The organism is Ancylobacter sp., from assembly GCF_965279025.1.
GTDB lineage: Bacteria > Pseudomonadota > Alphaproteobacteria > Rhizobiales > Xanthobacteraceae > Ancylobacter.
On record NZ_OZ257132.1, the window covers coordinates 555,758 to 575,264 of the forward strand.

Below are 19,507 nucleotides of genomic sequence, written 5' to 3' on the forward strand. Positions count from 1 at the left end.
CAGGAGCACGATGTGAGCGGGATCGAGATTGCCGGCCGCGCCATCGGCCCCGACGCGCCGCCTTATGTGATCGCCGAACTGTCCGCCAACCATAATGGTTCGCTGGACACCGCCCTGCGCATTCTGGCCGAGGCGCACAAGGCCGGCGCGGATGCGGTGAAGCTGCAGACCTACCGGCCCGACACGATCACTCTCGACAGCGATCGCGATGAATTCCGCATCAAGGGCGGCCTGTGGGACGGGCGCACGCTGTACGAACTCTACGCCGAAGCGCACATGCCGTGGGACTGGCACAAGCCGCTTTTCACGCGGGCCGGCGAACTCGGCATCACCATCTTCAGTTCGCCCTTCGACACCACCGCCATCGATCTGCTGGAAGACCTGAACGCCCCGGCCTACAAGATCGCCTCCTTCGAGGCGGTGGACCTGCCGCTGATCCGCTACGCCGCCGCAACCGGCAAGCCGCTGATCATTTCAACCGGCATTGCCGACGCCGACGAGATCGCCGAGGCGGTGGCGGCCGCGCGCGACGGGGGCTGCCGCCAGCTTGCCCTCCTCCACTGCGTCAGCGGCTACCCCGCTCCGGCGCGGGACTACAATCTGCGCACCATTGCCGATTTGCAGGCCCGCTTCGGGCTCGTCATCGGGCTTTCCGACCACACGCTGGACAACGCGACCGCCATCGCCAGCGTCGCGCTGGGGGCGTCGATCATCGAGAAGCACTTTACCCTCGACCGTCATGGCGGCGGGCCCGATGACAGCTTCTCGCTGGAGCCGGCGGAAATGGCGGCCCTGTGCCGGGACACCCGCACCGCCTGGAGCGCACTGGGCCGGGTGGATTACAGCCGCAAGCCCAGCGAAACGGCGAATGCCCAGTTCCGCCGCTCTCTCTATTTCGTGAGGGACGTGAAGGCCGGCGACATCATCGCCGCCGACGCCGTGCGCAGCGTCCGGCCGGGCTATGGGATGGCCCCCAAGCACCTCGACAGCGTGGTCGGCAAGCGCGCCTCGCGGGACATTGCCGCCAATACCCCGGTGCTCGGCGATGACGTCGAGTGACCGTCAGAACGCGAGAGATGCCGGACCTACGAAGACGTGCGTCTTCGTCGCCACGACACCTCTCCAGATCCTGTTTTCGCTGTCCATCGCGCATGATCTTGGGCCGGATGTGCAACGGCACATGGTCATCATCGGCACGTTCAAGAATGCCGAAGCGGTCTGCCACCGGTTCAACGCGCTCCCGATCGGACCGGGATGGCAATCAGCGCGCTATTTTAGATCATTCCCTCGGGCCTCGCGCTACATCGCCTCGCTGAAAGGCGATGATCTGTTTATCGACGCCGATGTCGGAATCAGAAAATATCTATACTTGATATTATTCAAATTATTGTCTCGTAAAACACGTCTCAACGTCTACGAAGAAGGTCTCGGCACCTACAGGAAAGACCTTTATTCGGGCGTGAGGCAGGCCGCCATCGCGGTGACCGGCGCGGGAATTCATTATGGCAACTGCGTGCTGACCTCGAACATCCATGTCTTGAAGCCGGACTTATACTTGTCCGCATTTCCGCGCATGGAAGGCAAGATCCGGCGTATCGTCCATTCGCCGATCGAGATCATACGGCGTCACCTTGCCGCCCTCTGTCAGTTGTTCTCCTATTCTCCGCTGACCGATGCGGATCGGAGAAGCGCGTCCTGCATCCTGTATCTTTCGAGCTGGAGCCAGGATGAGGTGTTCATCAAGACACTGACGGATTCTTCGGACGACGTATATTTGAAACCCCATCCGCACTTCAGGGGCGACCTGCGTCACTGCTCCTTCCGCGTCATCGCCGGGGGCCCTCCCGCAGAGCTGATCCTGGTCAACTTGCTGGACATCTATGACCTGATCACCGTCTTTCATCACGGATCAAGCGTCACGTGGTATTTTTCGCATGAGCGCATCGAATTCGTGCAGATTTGATTTGGCATCAGGCCTGCCGGCGCGCCGCGCATTCGCGGATGAGCTTCTCCACCGCAATGACTGAGCTTATCGCGGAAAACTCCCGCGCCCGCGCGCGCAACAGGCCGGGGTCCAGCGGGGCATCGAGCGTGTTTTCGATGGCGCGGGCCATCGAGGGCGGATCGTCGACGGGCACCTGCACGCCAAATCTCCCCTGCCCCAGTATCTCCCCCGTGCCGCCCGGCGAGGCAGTGGAAACGACCGGAGTGCCCACCGACATCGCCTCGACCAGCACGTTTCCAAGCGCTTCATGGCGCGAGGGAAGAACGAGCAGCGCGCAGCGCGCCATATAGGCGAAGGGGTTCGGCTCGAAGCCGGGCATCGAGACGCGGCCGGCGAGCCCGAGCTCGGCGACCAGTCGCTCCAGCGCCGGCCGCTCCTCGCCCTCGCCCAGCACCAGCAACCGCGCCTCGCGTTGGCGCAGCAGCAGTGCGAACGCTCGCAGCAGGATGTCGATCCCCTTCTCCCGCGAGAGGCGGCTCACCGCGAGGACCACCGGCGGTCCGCCCGGCTCCGCCAGCCAGGGATGGGCGACCGCCTCGCGGGCGCGCTCCTCAAGGGCCGGGCTCCAGATCGGATTGTAGATGACGTGGATCCGCTCCGCCTTCATTCCCGGAATGTCGAGCAGGTGCTGCTTTGTGGCGTGCGACACGGCGATGATCGCTTCGGCGCGGCGGTAGGCGGCAAGGACGCCTATCTGCTGCAGGCGATAACGAAGCCGGGCCTGCCTGCCGTGCAGCACCCCTTCCCAGGTGCGCTGCACGAAGATGACCATACGCCGCCGCGTCAGCGTGCCGTTCACCGCGGCCGCCACGAAGCAGACGCTGCTGGGGCAGGCGATGACGATCTCGGGATCCTCCCGCCGGAGATAGCGGATATAGGGAATCACCGCCCGCGCCGTGCCGCTGGCCTTCAGGTCGAACAGCCGCACCCCTGCGGGAACCTCATCGACCATGTCGCCGCACACGCTGCTGGCGACGAGATCGACGTGATAGCCGCGCGCGACAAGCTCCTTCGCCAGGCGGTTCGTGGACCTTTCCGCCCCGCCACCGCCGAGGATTCCGAGGAAGAAGGCGATCCTTATGGGGGTCTCCCGCGCGTCAAGCGGCAACGAATGCGCCGTTAGTTCTCTGCCCCCTCTATAGCCGCCACCGGCACCGACGCAAGCCGGCCACGGATGGGGAACGAGGCGGGACAGACGCGGTGGGGTCATGCGGCCGCCTTGGCGCTCGGCCAAGCCCCGCAGCTATGGCTCACCTGCCAATACCCGCCTGCGGTTCCAGACCACGGTTTTCCGCAGCGGCCTCACGCTTTCAAGCCACGGCGCCAGAAATATTGCCAATATAAGACATATCAGAACAGCCGCAGCCCCGGCACACACAGATGCAACCACGTTATCATATATGAAAGGCTGCCCTAAACCATACAAAAGCAGCAATATTGGAAAATGTACGATATATAGCGTATAGGAAAATTTCGATGTCTCTGCGATATCAAGATCGAATGAGAATATACCTATAGATATCAGATATAGGTAGGTCGCCGCGAGAATACCTATAAATACGTTGAATAACACAATGTAATGATATCGATATACATCTATATCAGTGACATTAATCGAAATTCTCACAAATTTCACGGCCGTGGCGGCGGCAAAAAGCGCGAGTAGGAACGCGAGGACGACAGCCGTCCCATGGCATTTGACATTGTGATTATGCATGAGAGCGACAATTGCGCCGGAGAACCAAACGACGCCATACACGGCGAATGTTTTGTTGAGCGAGCCGAGCACAAGGGCCACCACGATACCCAGCGCAACGCCCGAATAGGGCCGCCACACCAGCAGGCATGCGATGAGATAATACCATACCTCATAGGACAGGCTCCACAGCGGCGTGTTGGCGGAGAGATTCCCGACGGCAAAGCCGTTCGCGAACACCAGCGTCCCGAAGAATGCTGGCCACTCGATCTGCAGTCCGCTGCGGCTGATGAAGCCTCCGGAATGGACGAACTGCCCCGTTCCGGAGTGAAGAAGATAGGGCGCGATCAGATGGATCGCGAGCAACAGCACCATTGAAAACAGCAGTGGTGGATAAAGACGATCGAAGCGATCGACCGCATACTTTCCAACGTCAAGGCGACCATTGAGAAAAATATTGCGGGTCAGAGATTTTGTTATCAAAAACCCACTCAGCACAAAGAAAAGCATCACTGCCGCTTGGGCCAAAAGAGAGAAGATCGGAAAAAACAAGGGATAGATAGGTGCGATGAAGATCTGATAGCCGTGCCCTACCAACACCACGATAGCGGCAAGGCCACGCAATGAGTCGAGATTACGGGACACGTCACGATTTACGGGCCGATAATTCCCGAAAAGCTGGGCGCACCATGTCGGCATGTCGCCCTCAACTGGCACCTTAAGCACCTATGCAAAATGCAGATGCTCCCCGGCCTTGGATAACGCTCTGACCAGCGCAATCGATCCCGCATCTCTGGAAATTTTTCGGTCGCTTGTGGAAGCGAGCGACGGGGATACGCCGCTCAGGAGCCGACGGTGACCGCAACAGCCGGGGCCGGTTGCCGGACGATCCGCCCCTTTTCCAGCCGCACAACCTCGTCGCACCCTTCCAGCGTCGAGAGTCGGTGCGCGATGATGAGGATGGTGAGTTCTCGCCCGAGGCGATTAATGGCGCTCATCACCGCAGATTCGGTTTCATGGTCGAGCGCGCTGGTCGCCTCGTCGAACACCAGCACGGAGGCCTGCTTGTAAAGCGCCCGCGCGATGCCGATGCGCTGGCGCTGGCCACCGGAAAGCTGAACGCCGCGCTCGCCGACGCGCGCATCATAACCGTTGGGCAGGGCTTCGATGACCTCAGACAGTTCTGCCTGCTCAGCCGAGCGGCGCACTCGGTCCAGGTCGATCTGGTCGCGCCGGACGCCGAAGGCGATGTTCTCCGCCACGCTCGCATCCGACAGGAAGATCGCTTGCGGCACATGGGCGACATGGCGCTGCCAGGCGGCCCGGTTGCCCGCGGTGAGCGGCGCGCCGTCGACGCGGACTTCGCCCTCGGTGGGCTCCAGAAGACCGATGATGAGATCCATCAGGGTCGACTTGCCGCTTCCCGTCTGCCCGGCGATTCCGATGCGGGCGCCGCGCGGAATGCGCAGGCTGATATCGGTCAGCACCGCCCGTCCATTGTCGCCGTAGCGGTAGCCGACATGATCGAGTTCCAGCACATGATCGAAGGTGACCGTCACATCCCCGGACGAGTCCGGCGGGGCCTCCCGTGCCAGCAGGCTCAGGAGATCGAGCATCGATTGCCGGCCGGCCGCCGACATGGCCCAGGCGCCGTAAATCTGCTGGAGCAGCGGCAGCAGACGCTGGGCGCCGAGCGCAAGCACGCCAAGAACCGGGATCGCGCCCAGCAATCCGCCCTGCCGGGCCGCCAGCACGGCGGCCGCAACCGCGATCACGATCATGCCCAGCCCTTCGACGATGAAGCGCGGCGACTGCGCCGCGACTCCCGTGCCGATGCGCGCGTCGCGCAGCCGGGCCTCCGTATGGTCATAGGCCTCGATGAAGACGGGCTGCGAACGGTCCAGCAGGATGTCGCGGATCCCGCCCAGCCCCTCCTGCATGATCTTCACCCGCGCATCCTGCATCTGCGCCACGATCTTGCCGTTGCGGCGCAGCTGGGCCTGGCTGATGACCGACATGAGCAGATAGATCGCCGCGAACATCACCCCCAGCAGCAGCGCCAGCACGGGATCGACCCAGACGAGGCCGGCAATGATGAAGACCGCGATGACCGACGAGACGACGGCCTGCATGAAGGGCAGGAACAGCTCATTGGTCACCATCTGCGCCTTGTTGATCGCGGCGATGATGGTGCTGGAATTGCCCTGGGTGTGGAAAATATAGTTCTGCTGCAGCGTGTTGGCGTACAGGCGCACGCTCAGCTCATACGCCACGCCGAACACGAAGCTCATCATGGCCCGGGTCAGCGCCAGCCGCAGGCCCATCGCCACGATCACCGCGACGGCGAACATTGCCGTCGAGATGCCCACCACCTGGGCGGTGGTATGGGCGCCGACGAGCTCGAACAGCGAGCCAAGCAGGCCTGCCTGCTCGATCCGCGCGGGCTGCGAGATCAGGGTGAGGAACGACACCAGCGCGCCGAGGCTGACCAGCTCGGCCAATGCGCCCATGAACATGAGAGCCAGCAGCGGGACGATGGCGAAACGGCGCTGCGGCGACAGCTCGCCAAACACCGCACGCAATCCCTGCAGAAGGGAAATGTCCGACGAAGATGCCGTCATCCGGGAGCCGCTCAAACTGTCGCTCTCTGTGGCGGCGCTTCGCCTGGATGCGCAGGCAGCGGCGCCGACGGTGTCGGGAAGGTCAGTCGCTCAACCCCATGGGGTCACGCCATTTCGCGCACATATGTGCACATCGCTTTTTGCACGCCCGCGCACGCCACGCAATCGCGGTAAAAGCACTGGCATGCACGTCGACCATATTCTTTCGCCTCATCCGGAGCAGCCGCCCGGCTAGTGCGGCACAGAGCGCTTTTCCGAGGGCGCCGCGGCACGAGGCTGCCAGCACGGATCGACGATGCCGCCCTCCGGCACATAGCCGGTAGGGGCCTCGCGCAGGATGGCGCGAACCTCGGGAATGTCCTGTGCGTCGCACGCCGCCTTAAGCTGGGCGAGGACGCGCTCCAATTCGGACAAGGACAGTGAACGGTCCACCGTGGTCATGATGCGCGGATGCTCCGTCGGCTGAGCCGTGCCGCCTATCAGGAGTTCCTCATACAGCTTCTCGCCGGGTCGCAGGCCCGTAAAGCGGATCTCGACGTCGCCCTCCGGCGATGCACCGGCCACGCGGCTGCCCTCGACGATGACCGGGCTCAACCCGCTCAGGCGCGCCATCCGGAAGGCGAGGTCGACGATGCGTACCGGCTCGCCCATGTCGAGGATGAAAACATCGCCTCCCTGCGCCATGGCGCCGGCCTGGATCACCAGTTGCGCCGCCTCGGGGATCGCCATGAAGTAACGGGTGATGTCGGGGTGGGTGACGGTGATGGGGCCGCCCGCCTCGATCTGCTGGCGGAACAACGGGATCACCGAGCCGGAGGAACCGAGCACATTGCCGAACCGGACGATGGAGAAGTTCGTTCCCCCCTTCGCCGCCATCGCCTGGCAGACCAGTTCCGCCATCCGCTTGGAAGCGCCCATGATGTTGGTGGGCCTCACGGCCTTGTCGGTGGAAACCAGCACGCAGGCGCTGACCCCGCACGCGTGGGCGGCTTCGGCAACGGACAGCGTGCCGAACACATTGTTGCGCACCCCTTCGACCACATTGTGCTCCACCAGAGGCACATGCTTGTACGCCGCCGCGTGGAAGATCGTGTTGACCTCGAAGCGGCGCAGCAGGCTTTCGAGGCGAGGCCGGTCAAGCACGGAGGCGAGCAGCGGCACGATCGGAGTTTGCGCGCCCTCGCGTGCCGCCCAATGCCGCAATTCCTGATCGACGCCATACAGGGCGTATTCCGACTGCTCCAGCAGCACCAGCCGCGCCGGACCCTGGCGCAGGATCTGCCGGCACAGCTCGCTGCCGATGGAGCCCCCGGCGCCCGTCACCATGACGGCCTTGCCGCGGATGTTGGCGTCGAGCAGATGCTGCTGCGGAGGAATAAGATCGCGCCCCAGCAGATCCTCGATCGATACTTCGCGAAGCTCGGTCAGCCGGGCCCGTCCCGACACGATATCGGCGATGCCGGGAATGGTTTGCACGCGCAGGCCAAGCGGCACCAGCCGCTCCAGAATCACCGAACGTTGCAGGCGCGTGGCGCTGGGAATGGCCAGAAGCACATTCTCCACCTGGTACTCGGCGACCAGATCCGGCAGGGCGGCGGTCGGATGCACCCGGTAGCCGCCAATGTCGCGCCCCTGCAGCTCGCGCGCATCGTCGACGAAGGCGACAGGGGTGTATTCGGTGCCCTGGAGAGACGCGAGCAATTGCTGGCCGGCACGGCCCGCGCCGTAGATCACCACCGGCGTTCGCAGGCGGGACTGGCGGTGAAGATAGAGGGCGCGCAGGCTGAAGCGGGCGCCGCCCATCAACGCCATCGCCAGAAGCCAGTAGATGATCGGCACGGAGCGCGGCAGGAAAAGAACAAGCCCCTGGGCCACGGTAAACAGCATCACCGCCGAGAGTGCGGCGCCGATGGCGATCACCCGCAGGGTACGCCCGGCAATGTGCCGGACAACCGCGCGATATAATCCCAGCACGTGCAGAAGCGCGATCGTCAGCGGCGTCACGATGGCGAAGACCAGCCAGCTGTCCGGCGCGAAGGCCAGCGTGAAGCTGTCGAGCCGCAGTGCCATCGCCAAGTAGAAGCTCAAGGCGAGAAGCCACGCGTCGACGAGATAGAGGACCGTCCGCTTCTTCGCCCGGCTCAACCCGATCAAATAGTTGAGCATGCGCGCTGTCATGTGAGCCGTGCTCCTAGCAACGCATGCCGGCGCATGGCGCCATGGCGGCGTGGGCACTGCGGCAAGCCCGCCCCGCCACGGCCATCGACCCACGCGGCTCGCTGGAACGACCAACATAACGGGAAAGGGCCATGGAAACGGCGCGACTGTCCCGAACCATCATTGCACTGGCCTGCCACCCCGGAACACCGCCCCCGGCCTTACAACCTGCGAACGCCGCCTTGTAAGAATGCGTAATATATCCCGCAAAGCAGCTGCACTCAACCATCATTGATAGTATTAACCACCAATTAATAATACACATCCCGCCGAATTTTTGGGCTCGAACGCGCAGGCCTGGTCATTACTGGAGTGGCGCGGGTAAAAGCCACCCCGACAAACGGCGATTGTCCTGCAACCCCTGTACGATGAACGCTTTGGCGACGTGCCGAGGAAGGCCGTCCTCGCGTTGCCTTTTTCGTCCCGGCAATGTTCACCGCCAGGGTCGGAGGCAGCAGCAGACCACGGCCCGCTTTCGTCGCCGGGCACGGCATCGGTGCCCTGTAGCCTCCCGGCGAGACGGGCCGGTGCGCCGCGCGCCAGAACGTTAATGGCGCGCCGCGAAGGGCATGAAGATGCCGCGCATGTTGCTATGATCAGACCCCGGCCCGCCGAGGCGTCGGTGCGGCTTCAGAAGGAAAAGGCGTCGGATGGAAAAGGCCAGGGTCGCGCTGACGACGACGGGAAGCGGCGGATTCATCGCGCGCGGTGTGCTCGAAACCTGCGCCCGCGAGGGGCTGGGCAGCCGCGCCCTCTCGCGCGGCGCACGGCCGAACTGGGTGCCGGATGCGATCGCGTGGGTCACCCTTCCCAGCTATGCCGACCAGCCGCGCCTTGCATCTGCCCTCGCCGGCACACGCTTTGTGCTCCACCTCGCGGATGATCCCGCCCGCCATGGCGAGCGGGACCCGGCAGAGGCCCTTCGCGTCTGCGACGCCCTGATCGAGGCGGCGCGCGAGGCGAAGGTGGAAGCCATCATCCTGGCGAGCAGCGTCTATGCCCGCGACGCGCGCACGCCCTACGGATCATCCAAGCGCGCCATCGAGGACCGTCTTCTGGCGGCGAGCGATGTCCGCACCATCGTCCTGCGCCTGCCCCCCGTCTACGGGCCGGGCTGCAAAGGCGGCTTCGCGGCGTTGGCCAAACTGGTCGGCAAGGGACTTCCCCTGCCGCTCGGCGCGGCGCGGGCCCCGCGCGCCTATCTCTCGCGGCGAAACCTCTCATCGCTGATCGTGACGATGGCCGGCATGGATGCCGCGCGGTGCCGGGCCGCCGCCGGGCGCATCTTCGAGCCTTCCGACGGCCAGGGCGTCGCGACGCGCGATCTCGCCCTGATGATGGGCGCGAGCCTCGGCCGCACGCCCATGCTGCTGCCAGTGCCGCCGGTCCTGCTGCGTGCCGCCGGCCGCGCCATCGGCCGGGCCGATCTGGTGCGCGGCGTGGTCGACAGGCTGGAGACGGCGCCGGCCACGGAGCTTGAGGCCGCCTTTGGCTGGCGCCCGGTCGAGCAGATGCCGGAAAGCCTTGCCTTCCTGCCGCAGGGCTTCAGGCCCGCGTAACCGCATCGCCGCGACCGCTGCCCACGGCGGTCTTCAGAAGAAAGCCCATGTCGGCCGCGAGGCTGATCGCGGCGAGGTAGTGGCTGTCCGCCTCGGCAAGCTCGACCGGCGTCGACATGTCGATGCCGGCGATCTGCGCCGGGCCGGTAATGCCCGGGCGGACGGCGTAGACGCCGCGTTTCTCGCGCTCAGCCACCAGCAGCTGCTGGCTCGGCAGACACGGGCGAGGCCCGACGAAGCTCATGTCCCCGCGCAGGACATTCAACAGCTGCGGAAGCTCGTCGAGCTTGGTCTTGCGCAGCACCGCACCGAAGCGGGTGATGGAGACCTTCGACACCTCATGGCTGGGCAGGTTTCCTGTGTCCTTGGCCATGGTGCGCAGCTTGTAGAGAATGAAGTGACGGCGCCCACGGCCGACCCTGACCTGCCTGAAGACGGCCGGGCCGTCGCTCTCCAGGCGGATCACGCACACGCAGACGAGGCAGACGAGCGCCGCCGGCACCGTGATGGCGAGAGCCAGCAGCACGTCGAGGAGGCGTTTGCCGATGCGCGGATAGAAGTCAGACATAGGCGCGGCCCCCATTGCCCGGGTGACAGCGGGCATGAGGACCGGCGAGAGCGAGGCGGCTCCGGTCAGCTTTCATCCGGCCTCCCGACCCTTGCGGCTTGCGGCATCATCAGCGCGCAGCAGGCGGCGAAATAGGCGAGCATGGTGGCGGTGCGCAGGGGATAGTCGACGAAGGAGTGCAGCATCAGAAGCAGCACGGCAAGCGAGGCGCACTGCTGCAGAACGCGCAGGCGCATCTCGCGCGGCGGCGCGGCGACGAACCAGATCCGATAGGCCCGCGCCGCGAACCAGATGAGGAAGACCGTCACCAGCAGCCCGCCGGCAAGGCCGGTCTCAAGGAAGAACTCCACCCAATCATCATGCGCCCGGTTGACATATTGCGGGCCCAGCGTGGTCGCATCCTCGTAGATGGGGAAAACAGCGGTGAAGGTGCCAAGGCCCGTGCCGAAGGGAAGCGCGTCGACCGCCGACTGGAGCGTCTTCTCGTTAAGGATGGTGCGCAGCCGGTCGACGATGCCCGCATCGAAGCGTGTGAGGAAGCGATCGGCACCGAGTTGGCCGACCAGCAGCACCAGGCCGGCCGCAAGGATGATGACAACGCTGCGCACGCGGCGCGGCTTCGGCGCGCGGCCGCTCAGCAAGGCGAGGATCGACGGCGCCATGGTCACCACACCCGCCAGCGCGACCAGAAGCAGGAGAATGCCGGCGCGCGAGCGGGCAAGCGCGAGGCCCGCCAGAAGGAGCAGCGCCAGGCTGAACGCGCCGGCGAGCCAGATCACTTTGCGGGCCGTCGGCGTCCGGGGGGACAGTACGCGCTCGCCTCGCCCGACGAACCACCCGACGCCGAGCAGGAACGCGACATAGAGCTGGGCGGCAAAGTGGTTGCGGTTGGCGAAGAAACCGACCGACTCCGCCCGATTGCTGATCTCGAAGAAGCGCAGGGCGCTGGCAGGCCCCTGCATCACCTGGAGAACGCCAAGGCCGAGAGCCATGAAACCGAAGCCCACCGCCCAGCCGGAGAACCGCAGGCGCCGTTCCTCGTCCAGCAGCGCCACCAGAAGAAACAAGGCGAGCGGAGGGAGAATGGCGGGCAAGGCGGCAAGGCTGGCCGCGGGATCGACCGACGAACTGCCGGTCCATACGCCATCCAGCGCAGCGCCACCGCCGGCGGCGAGCCGGGCCGAGAGCCCCTGCCAACCCGGGGAGCCGAACAGCGGAATGAACTGGGCGAGCGCGATGAGCAGCCCGATCACCGCCAGCCCGGCGCCGCAGGCCAGCTCCAAGCTCAGCCGCCCGCGGAAGGTTCGCGCCGCGAACCGATCAAGCCAGAGCCAGGCGGCCAGCGCGAGAAACGGCACGGAGAAAAACTGCAGCAGCACGTCCGAGAGGTAGCCGGCACGCGTCGCCCCCCCGAGGACGACGTTCGCGAACAGCAGAAGGACCGACGCAACAAAGGCCGGCCCCAGATCTCCATGTGGCTTCAGGATCAGAGCCGTGCGCCCCCGTCAGGGACTGACCGGAAAGAAGATCGTCTTGTTGCTGCCGCTGTCGGAAAGCGCGATGGCGGCCGCGATGCCGCCGCCGACGGCGACCGTGCCGATGATCATGCCGGTCGTGGTGTCGATCACCAGGCCGCAGCCGGGCACGCGCAGCGTCTCGGTGGTCGAGCCAGGGATGGTAACGGTCCTGTTGGTGCCGAAATCGACCACGGCGCTGCCGGGCCCCTGCACAGCAACCTTGTCGCCGCCCTTAAGTGCGGCACCGACGAAGCCGGGGGCGAACCCCTGCCCCTTGTCGATCATCACCGTGCCCACGAGTTCCGTAAGCGTGCCCGTCGTCTGGCAGGCATCCGCAAGCGCCGCACCTGCGGTGCCAACTGAAAAAAACGCCGCAGCGGCGGCAAACAACACCGAACGATTCATGAGCCCCTCGACTATTCAACAGGCACGGAGAGCTGCGCATGTCTCCTGCTGTACTATCAGTAGCAACGCAGAGAATCAAAGAATCCGGCCACCCCGCAGGCGCCACCGGCCATTTCCCGCGCGTCGTGACCCGAATGCAACAAAGCGCCCCGTCCTCTCCGGTCAAATAATTGTAAAACATGGTTAATTCATTTTTGTCGCTAGGATAGGTCACAGCATTTACTTGACGGCGTACAAACGATCCATCGATCAACCTCGCCGCCCCGTTGCCAGCACCGTGGCCGGCCCCTATAAGCAGGGCGATGGCATCGTCGTGCGCATGCGGGGGCCTTTTCCCCGACAGGTATCCCGTCCCCACACCGCAATCCGGCTGCGGTCGGGGCAGCGCGGCGCACGCGTCGCGTTTGGCCGATGATTGACCTGCACAACCATATTCTGCCTGGTATTGACGACGGCGCCGCCGATATGGCCGTCGCGATCGAGATGGCGAGAATGCATGTCGCCCAGGGCGTCGAGATCGTCGCCTGCACGCCGCATATTCTTCCGGGCGTTTATCACAATGAAGGCGCGCAGATCCGCCGGGCGGTCGACAACCTCCAGCAGGCGCTGGACGAGGCAGGCGTGCCGCTGATCCTCATCCCCGGCGCCGACAATCACGTGGTGCCGGCATTTGTCGAGGAACTGCGCAAGGGGCGCCTGCTGACGCTGGGGGATACGCGCTATGTGCTGGTGGAGCCGCCGCACAACATTGCCCCGGCACGTCTCGACGAGTTGATCTTTACCATTCTTTTGGCGAATTATGTGCCAATACTGACCCACCCGGAGCGTTTGAAATGGGTGGAAGAAAAATTCACCTTGATTCAGCGCATGGCAGAGCGCGGCGTCTGGATGCAGATTACCTCCGGTTCGCTCACCGGCCGATTTGGCCGACGGCCGAAGTACTGGGCGGACAAGATGGTCGGCGAGGGAATGGTGCATATCCTCGCCAGCGATGCACATGATACGATCAAGCGCCCGCCAGACCTTGCCGAGGGCCGTCTCGCGGCCGAGCGGCTGGTGGGGACGGTGGAAGCCAGGCGGATGACTGTCGAGCGTCCACGGGATATCGTTTTGAACAGGGCGCCGGCCGAGTCCGCGCCTACAGGGGTGGTACGGTTCGATGAGGTTGGGCGGGAAGAAAGCGGCGATATCCGCGCGCATCGCTCTGGCGGTGGCGGGAGTAGCGATCTTCTTGGCCGGTTGCGTCGCCTCTTCGGGCGATAAGCCGCCACCGGGGGCGCAGGCTTCCGCCCCTTCCGCTTCGGCCGCCAGCTATGCCGCCGCGGGTGAACAGGCGCCTTCGCGCACGGCGGCGCCGACCCGTTCGGCAGCCCCCGCGCCGGGCGGCACGCAAATTCCCGTCAGCACCGTTGCCGAGCGCGTGCCGGCCGGCGAGGCCGCCGCCGTCAGCGCCGTCACAGCGGCCAGCACGCCCGGCTCGGACGGCTACCGCGTCGGCCCGCTCGATGTGCTCAACGTCACCGTGTTCAAGGTCGAGGACCTCTCCAAGACCGTGCAGGTGTCGGAGAGCGGCAAGTTCAGCTTCCCGCTGGTGGGCGACGTGCAGGCGTCGGGCCGCACGGTCAGCGAGATCGAAAGGGACCTCGCCGGCAAGCTCGGCGGCAACTATCTGCGCAACCCGCAGGTCACGGTTCTGGTGAAGGAATATAACAGCCACCGCATCACGGTGGACGGCGCTGTCAACAAGCCGGGCGTGTTCCCCATGCAGGGCCCGATGTCGCTCCTGCAGTCGGTGGCGATGGCGGGCGGCATGCAGGAAGTCGCGGAAGGCACGATCCTCGTCTTCCGCCGCGTCGACGGCCAGACCGCCGTCGCAAAGTTCAGCGTCGCCGACCTGCGCTCGCAGAAGTCCAGCGACCCCGACCTTCAGGCCGGCGATATCGTGACCGTGCCCTCTTCCGATCTCAAGGTCGGCCTCGGTTACATTCTGCGCGCGGTGCCCCTGCTCAACGCTTTCGTTCTGTTGTAGCCAAACCGGGGCGACGCCTGACATGCGCCATACAGGAAGCAGAGACGGATGATGAGCGAGGGGGCTGAAGGCGGGCGGCCGGGCGGCAATGACCGCAACCTTCCGGTGGCGCAGGAAAGCCGGAACCTGCCGGTCGGGCGCGACAGCTACGGTTATGGCTACGGCGCTGCCGCCTATGCCGGCGTCGACACCCAGCCTGAATCCGAACTCGCCGCCGCCATTCACTACGTGATCGGCATTGCCCTGAAATGGCGCATCCTGATCCTCAGCACGGCCGGTGCCTTCGCGGTTATCGCCTTGGTCTACAGCTTCCTCGCCACGCCGCTCTACACGGCCAATGTCCGCATCCAGATCGACAATGAAGCCAGCAAGGTCATCGACGGCGGCGGCACCGCGCCGACCGAGCGGGGCGGCGCCGAATTTCAGAAGACGCAGTACGAACTGCTGAAGAGCCGCGCCATGTCGGAACGGGTGGTGGCGGCGCTGGCGCTCGACCAGAGCCCCGAATTCACGACCTCTTCTCCGGGGCTGATCGGCAGCATTTTCGGGCTGTTCTCGGGGCCGCCGGAGGACGTCGACCCCGCGGCGCTGCAGGAGCGCAACCATCGCGTCAGCGTCGGGCGGGTGAAGGGCGATGTCGATATCCGACCCGTCGCATCCTCGCGGCTGGTCGACATCACCTATACGGACACCTCGCCCGCACGCGCCGCCTCGATCGCCAATGCCTATGCCGACGCCTATATCGCCTCCAATCTCGACAAGCGCTTCGAGGCCAGTTCCTACGCCAAGGTTTTTCTGGAAGACCAGATCAAGCAGTTGAAGCTGCGGCTGGAGGATTCCGAACGGGCGATGCTGGCGTTTGCCGAACGCGAGAACATGGTCCAGACCAACGACAAGGTCTCGATCGCCGAAAGCAATCTCGCCGCCGCCAACACGGCGCTCGGCCAGCTCATCTCCACCCGCATTCGCGACGAGGAAAGCTGGAAGCAGGTCGAGGCCTCCTCGGCGATCAACCTGCCGCAATTGCTCACCAATAACGTGATCGACGGCCTGCGCACGCAGCGCAACGAGTTGAGGCGCGACTACGAGGAAGGGCTGGAAACCTTCAAGCCCGGCTATCCCGCCATGGTGGAGATCTCCAACAAGATCGCCGAGATCGACCGCCAGCTCGCCACCGAAGTCTCGACCATCCGCAATTCACTGCGGGCGGCGTATCAATCCTCGGCTGCCCAGGAAGGGCAGATGCGCCAGCGCATCGAGGAACTGCGCGGCGAGGTGCTGACGCTCCAGCGCAAGAGCATCCAGTACGGCATCCTCCAGCGCGAGGTCGATTCCAACCGCAACCTCTATAACGACCTGCTGCAGCGCTTTAAGGAAGTCGACGTGGCCAGCGGCGTCGGCACCAACAACGTCTTCATTGTCGACCGGGCCATCCCCCCGCGCGGGCCGTCTCACCCGCGCACTATGCTGCTGCTCGCCGGCGGGCTGATGCTGGGCCTCGTCTGCGGCTTCGGCGCGGCCAGCCTCATCGAACTGCTCGACGACCGCATCCGCACCCCGGAGGATGCCGAGAAGGCGACTGGCCTGCCGATCCTCGGCATCGTACCCCGGGCGCAGTTCCCGAAGGGCATTGTCGCCGAGCTTGCCGACCCGCGCTCCGCCGTCGCCGAGGCCTATCGCTCGCTCGCCACATCGCTGCAGTTCTCGACCGAGACCGGCCTGCCGCGCACGCTGGTGGTCACCAGCGCGGGGGCCTCCGAGGGCAAGTCGAGCACCGCCATTGCGCTCGCCCGCCATTACGCCATCACCGGCAAGCGCGTGCTGCTGATCGACGCCGACCTGCGCCGCCCCTCGGTCCACACCAAGCTCGGCTACGACAACTCCGTCGGCCTGACCAATTGCCTGACCGGCATGTCGACCCTGCACGACGTGGTGCAGGCGACCGACCTGGCGACGCTCGACTTCCTGGCCTCCGGCCCGCTGCCGCCCAACGCGGCCGAGATCCTGGGCGGAACCCATGTGTTCTCGCTCATCTCGGTGGGGCTGGAGATCTACGACCTGATCATCTTCGACAGCCCGCCCATGCTCAGCATCGCCGACGCACAGCTCCTCGGCGCCGCCGCGCAGGCCACCATCTTCGTCACCGGCTCGGGTGATGGCCGCCGCGCCATCGCCCGCAACGCGCTGCGCCGGCTGCAGATCGCCCGCGCCGTCACCATCGGCGTGGTGCTGACCAAATTCGATACCCGCAGCGCGCATTACGGCTATGGCTATGGGTATGGCTACGGCTATGGCTACGATTACGGCCAGGGCACCGACACCGGCAGTGTCGACGGCAAGGGCGGCGGCCTGAGCGGGGTGAAGGCGCTGCTGCCGAAATTTGGCCGTCGCGACTCCAAGACGAACCAGTCCGAAGCGGCGTGACCATGGCGGAGCACGACGCGCTCGACGCCGCGCTTGCCCTGTTCAAGGACCCGGTCTCGGCGCGCCGTATGCCGCACATCGCCTTGCCGCAGGGCACCGCCATGGTGCTGGCGGTCGCCGTTGGCGACGAGGCCGCTCTTGCCGCGGCCGAGCGGCGCAGTGGCATCGGGCGCGACACGCTCCGCCAGGCGGCCGGCTTCTTCGTCGAGCAGGCCATGCTGTTCCACGATGCCGACAGCTACCGTGTGCTGGGAACGCGCCGCAGCGCCACGCATGAGGAACTGCGCCACAATATGGCGCTGCTCATGCGCTGGCTGCACCCCGATCTGCAGTCGCTGCGCAGCGGCCCGCTCGACCGCGAAGTGTTCACCGCGCGGGTCTCTCGCGCTTGGGAAGACCTGAAGACAGACGAGCGCCGCAGCGCCTATGAGGTGCGCCACCCGCAGCCGCCGCAGGCCTCGCCGGCACGCGGCGCCCCCGGGCCGATGGCGCGCCAGAGCCGGCCGGGCGGTGCGTCTTTCGCCACATCCCCCGCACGCACTTCAACCGTCCCGCGCGGTGCTGCCAAAGGCAGCGCCGGCAAAGGCAATCCCGGCAGGTCCCCGCCCGCATCCGGAGCGGGCAAGCCAGCGGCAATGGCCGGCGCGGCGAAGCTGCGTTTCAATAGTGGCGCGGCCGCCCGCCGGCGGCCGCTGGCGCTGCGTGTCAGCAAGATCGAGGGCGCGTCCTTCTGGGTGCGCCTGTGGGGCTTCATCTGGAGACGGCGATGACCGACGCTCCGCGCGAGCGGGTACGGAAGCCGCGTCGCCGTCCTCCCGAACGGCGGCCGCGCCTGATCTGGCTGCGCACTCTGCGTCTGGCGGCCATCGTGCATCCCTGGCGATGCGCCGGGATCGGCGCGGGGGCGGTGCTCCTGGTCGCCCTCATCGCCACCACCTCGCTGCCGCTGGCCCTCGCCGAGCGCCGCCCCGACCTGGCGCTGACGCTGCATCCCGAACATCCCCGGGCCCTGCTGGCACTGGCGCGCGAGCAACGTCTGAGACTCACGGCCGCCACCGCGCAGGCGGAGGAAGAAGCGGCAGCGCGTGCCGAGCAGGCCGCCGCACGGGCCGCTGCCGCAACGGCCGGCGCCGCCGAGGACGCCGATGACGCGGGAGCGCCGGCGCCCCCCGGCGAGACGGACGCCCTCTCCAAGGAGGAGCGCGCGCACGCTGCCTCGCTGGCCCGGCCGGATACGGAAACAGCCACTGAGACGGAGAGCGCCGCCGACACCTCCCAGCCTGCCCCGCCGGCCCCGGAAGACATGCCCGCCCTGCGCGCCGCCATCCGCGATCTCGCCCTGCGCATCCTCGCGCGCGCACCGCTCGACGCTGCTGCGTGGCGGCTGCTCGGCGACACGTCGGAGGATCTCGCCACTAGCCGCCAGGCGATGCTGGAGGCGGTGGCGCGCTCGCGCCGCGAGACGGTCGCAGCCTTCTGGCTCATGCATCAGGACTATGAGCGCCGCGATTATGCCGGCGTCGTGCGGATGGCCAATGTGCTGCTGCGCACCCGGCCGGCGCTGAACCAGTACACGCTCAGCTATCTCAGCTCGCTGTCGCTGACACCGGAAGGCCGCACGGCGCTGGTCGACGCGCTCGTCGAGCAGCCGAGCTGGCGCGGGCTGTTCCTGCGCACCATGAGCAACCAGCTCGCCGCATCGGACGCGCCGCTCACCCTTTTCCAGATGCTCAAACAGGCGGGCGCCGGGCCCAGTGAAGTTGAACTCGTGCCGCTGTTGCGCGCGCGCATGGCGACGGAGAAGCGGGCCGACGGCGCCTACAATATCTGGCTGCAAATGCTGCCGGAAGACGAACTCCTCAAGGTCCGCCCGATCAACAATCTCGATTTCTCGCGGGACCCCAGCGCCCTGCCGTTCAACTGGAACGTGCCGCGCTCGATGAACGCGTTCATCTACCTGCAGCGGCGCAGCGACGAGGCCGCCGGCCGGGTCCTCCGCATCCGCTTCGGCGTCGGCCGGGTGAAACTGGGCTCCATCGAGCAGGTCATCTTCCTGCGCCCCGGCACCTACCGCTTCTCGGGCGAGCAGAAGGGGCTGATGTCCTCCAAGCGCGGCATGGTCTGGCAGGTGCTGTGCTATCCCGCCGCACCGGCGGTGGGCCAATCGAGCCAGTTGCTCGGTTCCCCTCGCGAGTGGCGGCCCTTCTCCTTCGATGTCACCATTCCCGACAATGGGCGCTGCGACGCCCAGAGGCTGCGCCTGTTCCACGATTCCCGCTCGACCTCCGAACAGCTCGCCTCCGGCGAGATCCAGTTCCAGTCGCTGGAAATAACGCCAATGGAGCCGGATACGCCCTCGGGCGGCTGATCCGGCGGAACGCCTATTTTATTACCTTGCCAAATACTTAGGTTGCCCGCTGGGCAAGTTGTCGAAGTGGTGCGAGACTGCGTGGAAGGCGGGCAGTG

The 19,507-nt window shown here is 65.7% G+C and carries 15 protein-coding genes; 8 read left to right on the forward strand and 7 right to left on the reverse strand.

What is annotated here, in order from left to right; genetic code table 11:
• The first annotated feature begins 12 nt into the window (after window positions 1-12).
• Together pseI and ACQY76_RS02560 are read left to right on the forward strand one after the other, a co-directional pair.
• Complete coding sequence (gene pseI, locus ACQY76_RS02555) at window positions 13-1,059, forward strand: pseudaminic acid synthase (RefSeq protein ID WP_428031357.1); 1,047 nt, start codon at window positions 13-15, stop codon at window positions 1,057-1,059.
• Window positions 1,046-1,963 (forward strand): hypothetical protein, encoded by a 918-nt coding sequence (locus ACQY76_RS02560; protein ID WP_428031358.1) that lies wholly within the window; start codon window positions 1,046-1,048, stop codon window positions 1,961-1,963. Before pseI ends, ACQY76_RS02560 begins: the two co-directional genes overlap by 14 nt.
• Window positions 1,964-1,970: 7 nt before the next feature.
• Here ACQY76_RS02560 and ACQY76_RS02565 read toward each other — a convergent pair whose 3' ends face one another.
• The 4 genes from ACQY76_RS02565 to ACQY76_RS02580 form a co-directional block, all read right to left on the reverse strand.
• Window positions 1,971-3,113, reverse strand: a complete 1,143-nt coding sequence (locus tag ACQY76_RS02565) for a glycosyltransferase (RefSeq protein ID WP_428031359.1) — start codon at window positions 3,111-3,113, stop codon at window positions 1,971-1,973.
• Between the two features lie 135 nt (window positions 3,114-3,248).
• Window positions 3,249-4,346: an acyltransferase family protein gene (locus ACQY76_RS02570; protein WP_428031360.1), complete on the reverse strand. Its 1,098-nt coding sequence runs from the start codon at window positions 4,344-4,346 to the stop codon at window positions 3,249-3,251.
• A 197-nt stretch (window positions 4,347-4,543) separates the two neighbouring features.
• A complete protein-coding gene (locus ACQY76_RS02575) occupies window positions 4,544-6,322 on the reverse strand; it encodes an ABC transporter ATP-binding protein (RefSeq protein ID WP_428031361.1) in 1,779 nt (592 codons plus the stop codon).
• Between the two features lie 231 nt (window positions 6,323-6,553).
• A complete protein-coding gene (locus tag ACQY76_RS02580; RefSeq protein ID WP_428031362.1) occupies window positions 6,554-8,500 on the reverse strand; it encodes a polysaccharide biosynthesis protein in 1,947 nt (648 codons plus the stop codon).
• A 689-nt stretch (window positions 8,501-9,189) separates the two neighbouring features.
• On the opposite strand from ACQY76_RS02580, the gene ACQY76_RS02585 reads away from it, so the two are divergent.
• Window positions 9,190-10,098 carry an NAD-dependent epimerase/dehydratase family protein gene (locus tag ACQY76_RS02585; protein WP_428031363.1) on the forward strand — a complete coding sequence of 303 codons (909 nt, stop codon included), beginning with the start codon at window positions 9,190-9,192 and terminating at the stop codon, window positions 10,096-10,098.
• Here ACQY76_RS02585 and ACQY76_RS02590 read toward each other — a convergent pair.
• From ACQY76_RS02590 to ACQY76_RS02600, 3 genes are all read right to left on the reverse strand, one after another.
• Window positions 10,085-10,666 carry a sugar transferase gene (locus ACQY76_RS02590; protein ID WP_428031364.1) on the reverse strand — a complete coding sequence of 194 codons (582 nt, stop codon included), beginning with the start codon at window positions 10,664-10,666 and terminating at the stop codon, window positions 10,085-10,087. The two genes, ACQY76_RS02585 and ACQY76_RS02590, sit on opposite strands and share 14 nt — an antisense overlap.
• A gap of 65 nt (window positions 10,667-10,731) precedes the next feature.
• The gene (locus ACQY76_RS02595; RefSeq protein ID WP_428031365.1) at window positions 10,732-12,045 is read right to left on the reverse strand and encodes an O-antigen ligase family protein; all 1,314 of its coding nucleotides are present in this window, start codon (window positions 12,043-12,045) and stop codon (window positions 10,732-10,734) included.
• A 126-nt stretch (window positions 12,046-12,171) separates the two neighbouring features.
• Window positions 12,172-12,588, reverse strand: a complete 417-nt coding sequence (locus tag ACQY76_RS02600; protein ID WP_428031366.1) for a hypothetical protein — start codon at window positions 12,586-12,588, stop codon at window positions 12,172-12,174.
• Between the two features lie 411 nt (window positions 12,589-12,999).
• Between ACQY76_RS02600 and ACQY76_RS02605 the strand changes: the two genes are divergently transcribed.
• Genes ACQY76_RS02605 through ACQY76_RS02625 form a run of 5 tightly spaced genes read left to right on the forward strand, consistent with a single transcriptional unit; the run spans window position 13,000 to window position 19,409 of the window.
• Window positions 13,000-13,851, forward strand: coding sequence for a tyrosine-protein phosphatase (locus tag ACQY76_RS02605; protein ID WP_428031367.1), 852 nt, complete (start codon window positions 13,000-13,002; stop codon window positions 13,849-13,851).
• Window positions 13,820-14,617: a polysaccharide biosynthesis/export family protein gene (locus ACQY76_RS02610; protein ID WP_428031368.1), complete on the forward strand. Its 798-nt coding sequence runs from the start codon at window positions 13,820-13,822 to the stop codon at window positions 14,615-14,617. Before ACQY76_RS02605 ends, ACQY76_RS02610 begins: the two co-directional genes overlap by 32 nt.
• A gap of 51 nt (window positions 14,618-14,668) precedes the next feature.
• Entirely contained in the window at window positions 14,669-17,041 is a 2,373-nt protein-coding gene (locus tag ACQY76_RS02615; RefSeq protein ID WP_428031369.1) for a GumC family protein, read from the forward strand.
• 2 nt (window positions 17,042-17,043) lie between these two features.
• Window positions 17,044-17,811, forward strand: coding sequence for a J domain-containing protein (locus tag ACQY76_RS02620; protein WP_428031370.1), 768 nt, complete (start codon window positions 17,044-17,046; stop codon window positions 17,809-17,811).
• On the forward strand, window positions 17,808-19,409 hold the full coding sequence (locus tag ACQY76_RS02625) for a hypothetical protein (protein ID WP_428031371.1): 1,602 nt from the start codon (window positions 17,808-17,810) through the stop codon (window positions 19,407-19,409). Before ACQY76_RS02620 ends, ACQY76_RS02625 begins: the two co-directional genes overlap by 4 nt.
• The last annotated feature ends 98 nt before the right edge of the window (window positions 19,410-19,507 follow it).

Bases quoted from the DNA above. Each gene is read 5' to 3' on its own strand.
- ACQY76_RS02560 (WP_428031358.1), top strand. From the start codon at position 1,046: ATGACGTCGAGTGACCGTCAGAACGCGAGAGATGCCGGACCTACGAAG.
- ACQY76_RS02575 (WP_428031361.1), bottom strand. From the start codon at position 6,322: ATGACGGCATCTTCGTCGGACATTTCCCTTCTGCAGGGATTGCGTGCG.
- ACQY76_RS02580 (WP_428031362.1), bottom strand. From the start codon at position 8,500: ATGACAGCGCGCATGCTCAACTATTTGATCGGGTTGAGCCGGGCGAAG.
- ACQY76_RS02585 (WP_428031363.1), top strand. From the start codon at position 9,190: ATGGAAAAGGCCAGGGTCGCGCTGACGACGACGGGAAGCGGCGGATTC.
- ACQY76_RS02590 (WP_428031364.1), bottom strand. From the start codon at position 10,666: ATGTCTGACTTCTATCCGCGCATCGGCAAACGCCTCCTCGACGTGCTG.
- ACQY76_RS02600 (WP_428031366.1), bottom strand. From the start codon at position 12,588: ATGAATCGTTCGGTGTTGTTTGCCGCCGCTGCGGCGTTTTTTTCAGTT.
- ACQY76_RS02605 (WP_428031367.1), top strand. From the start codon at position 13,000: ATGATTGACCTGCACAACCATATTCTGCCTGGTATTGACGACGGCGCC.
- ACQY76_RS02615 (WP_428031369.1), top strand. From the start codon at position 14,669: ATGAGCGAGGGGGCTGAAGGCGGGCGGCCGGGCGGCAATGACCGCAAC.
- ACQY76_RS02620 (WP_428031370.1), top strand. From the start codon at position 17,044: ATGGCGGAGCACGACGCGCTCGACGCCGCGCTTGCCCTGTTCAAGGAC.
- ACQY76_RS02625 (WP_428031371.1), top strand. From the start codon at position 17,808: ATGACCGACGCTCCGCGCGAGCGGGTACGGAAGCCGCGTCGCCGTCCT.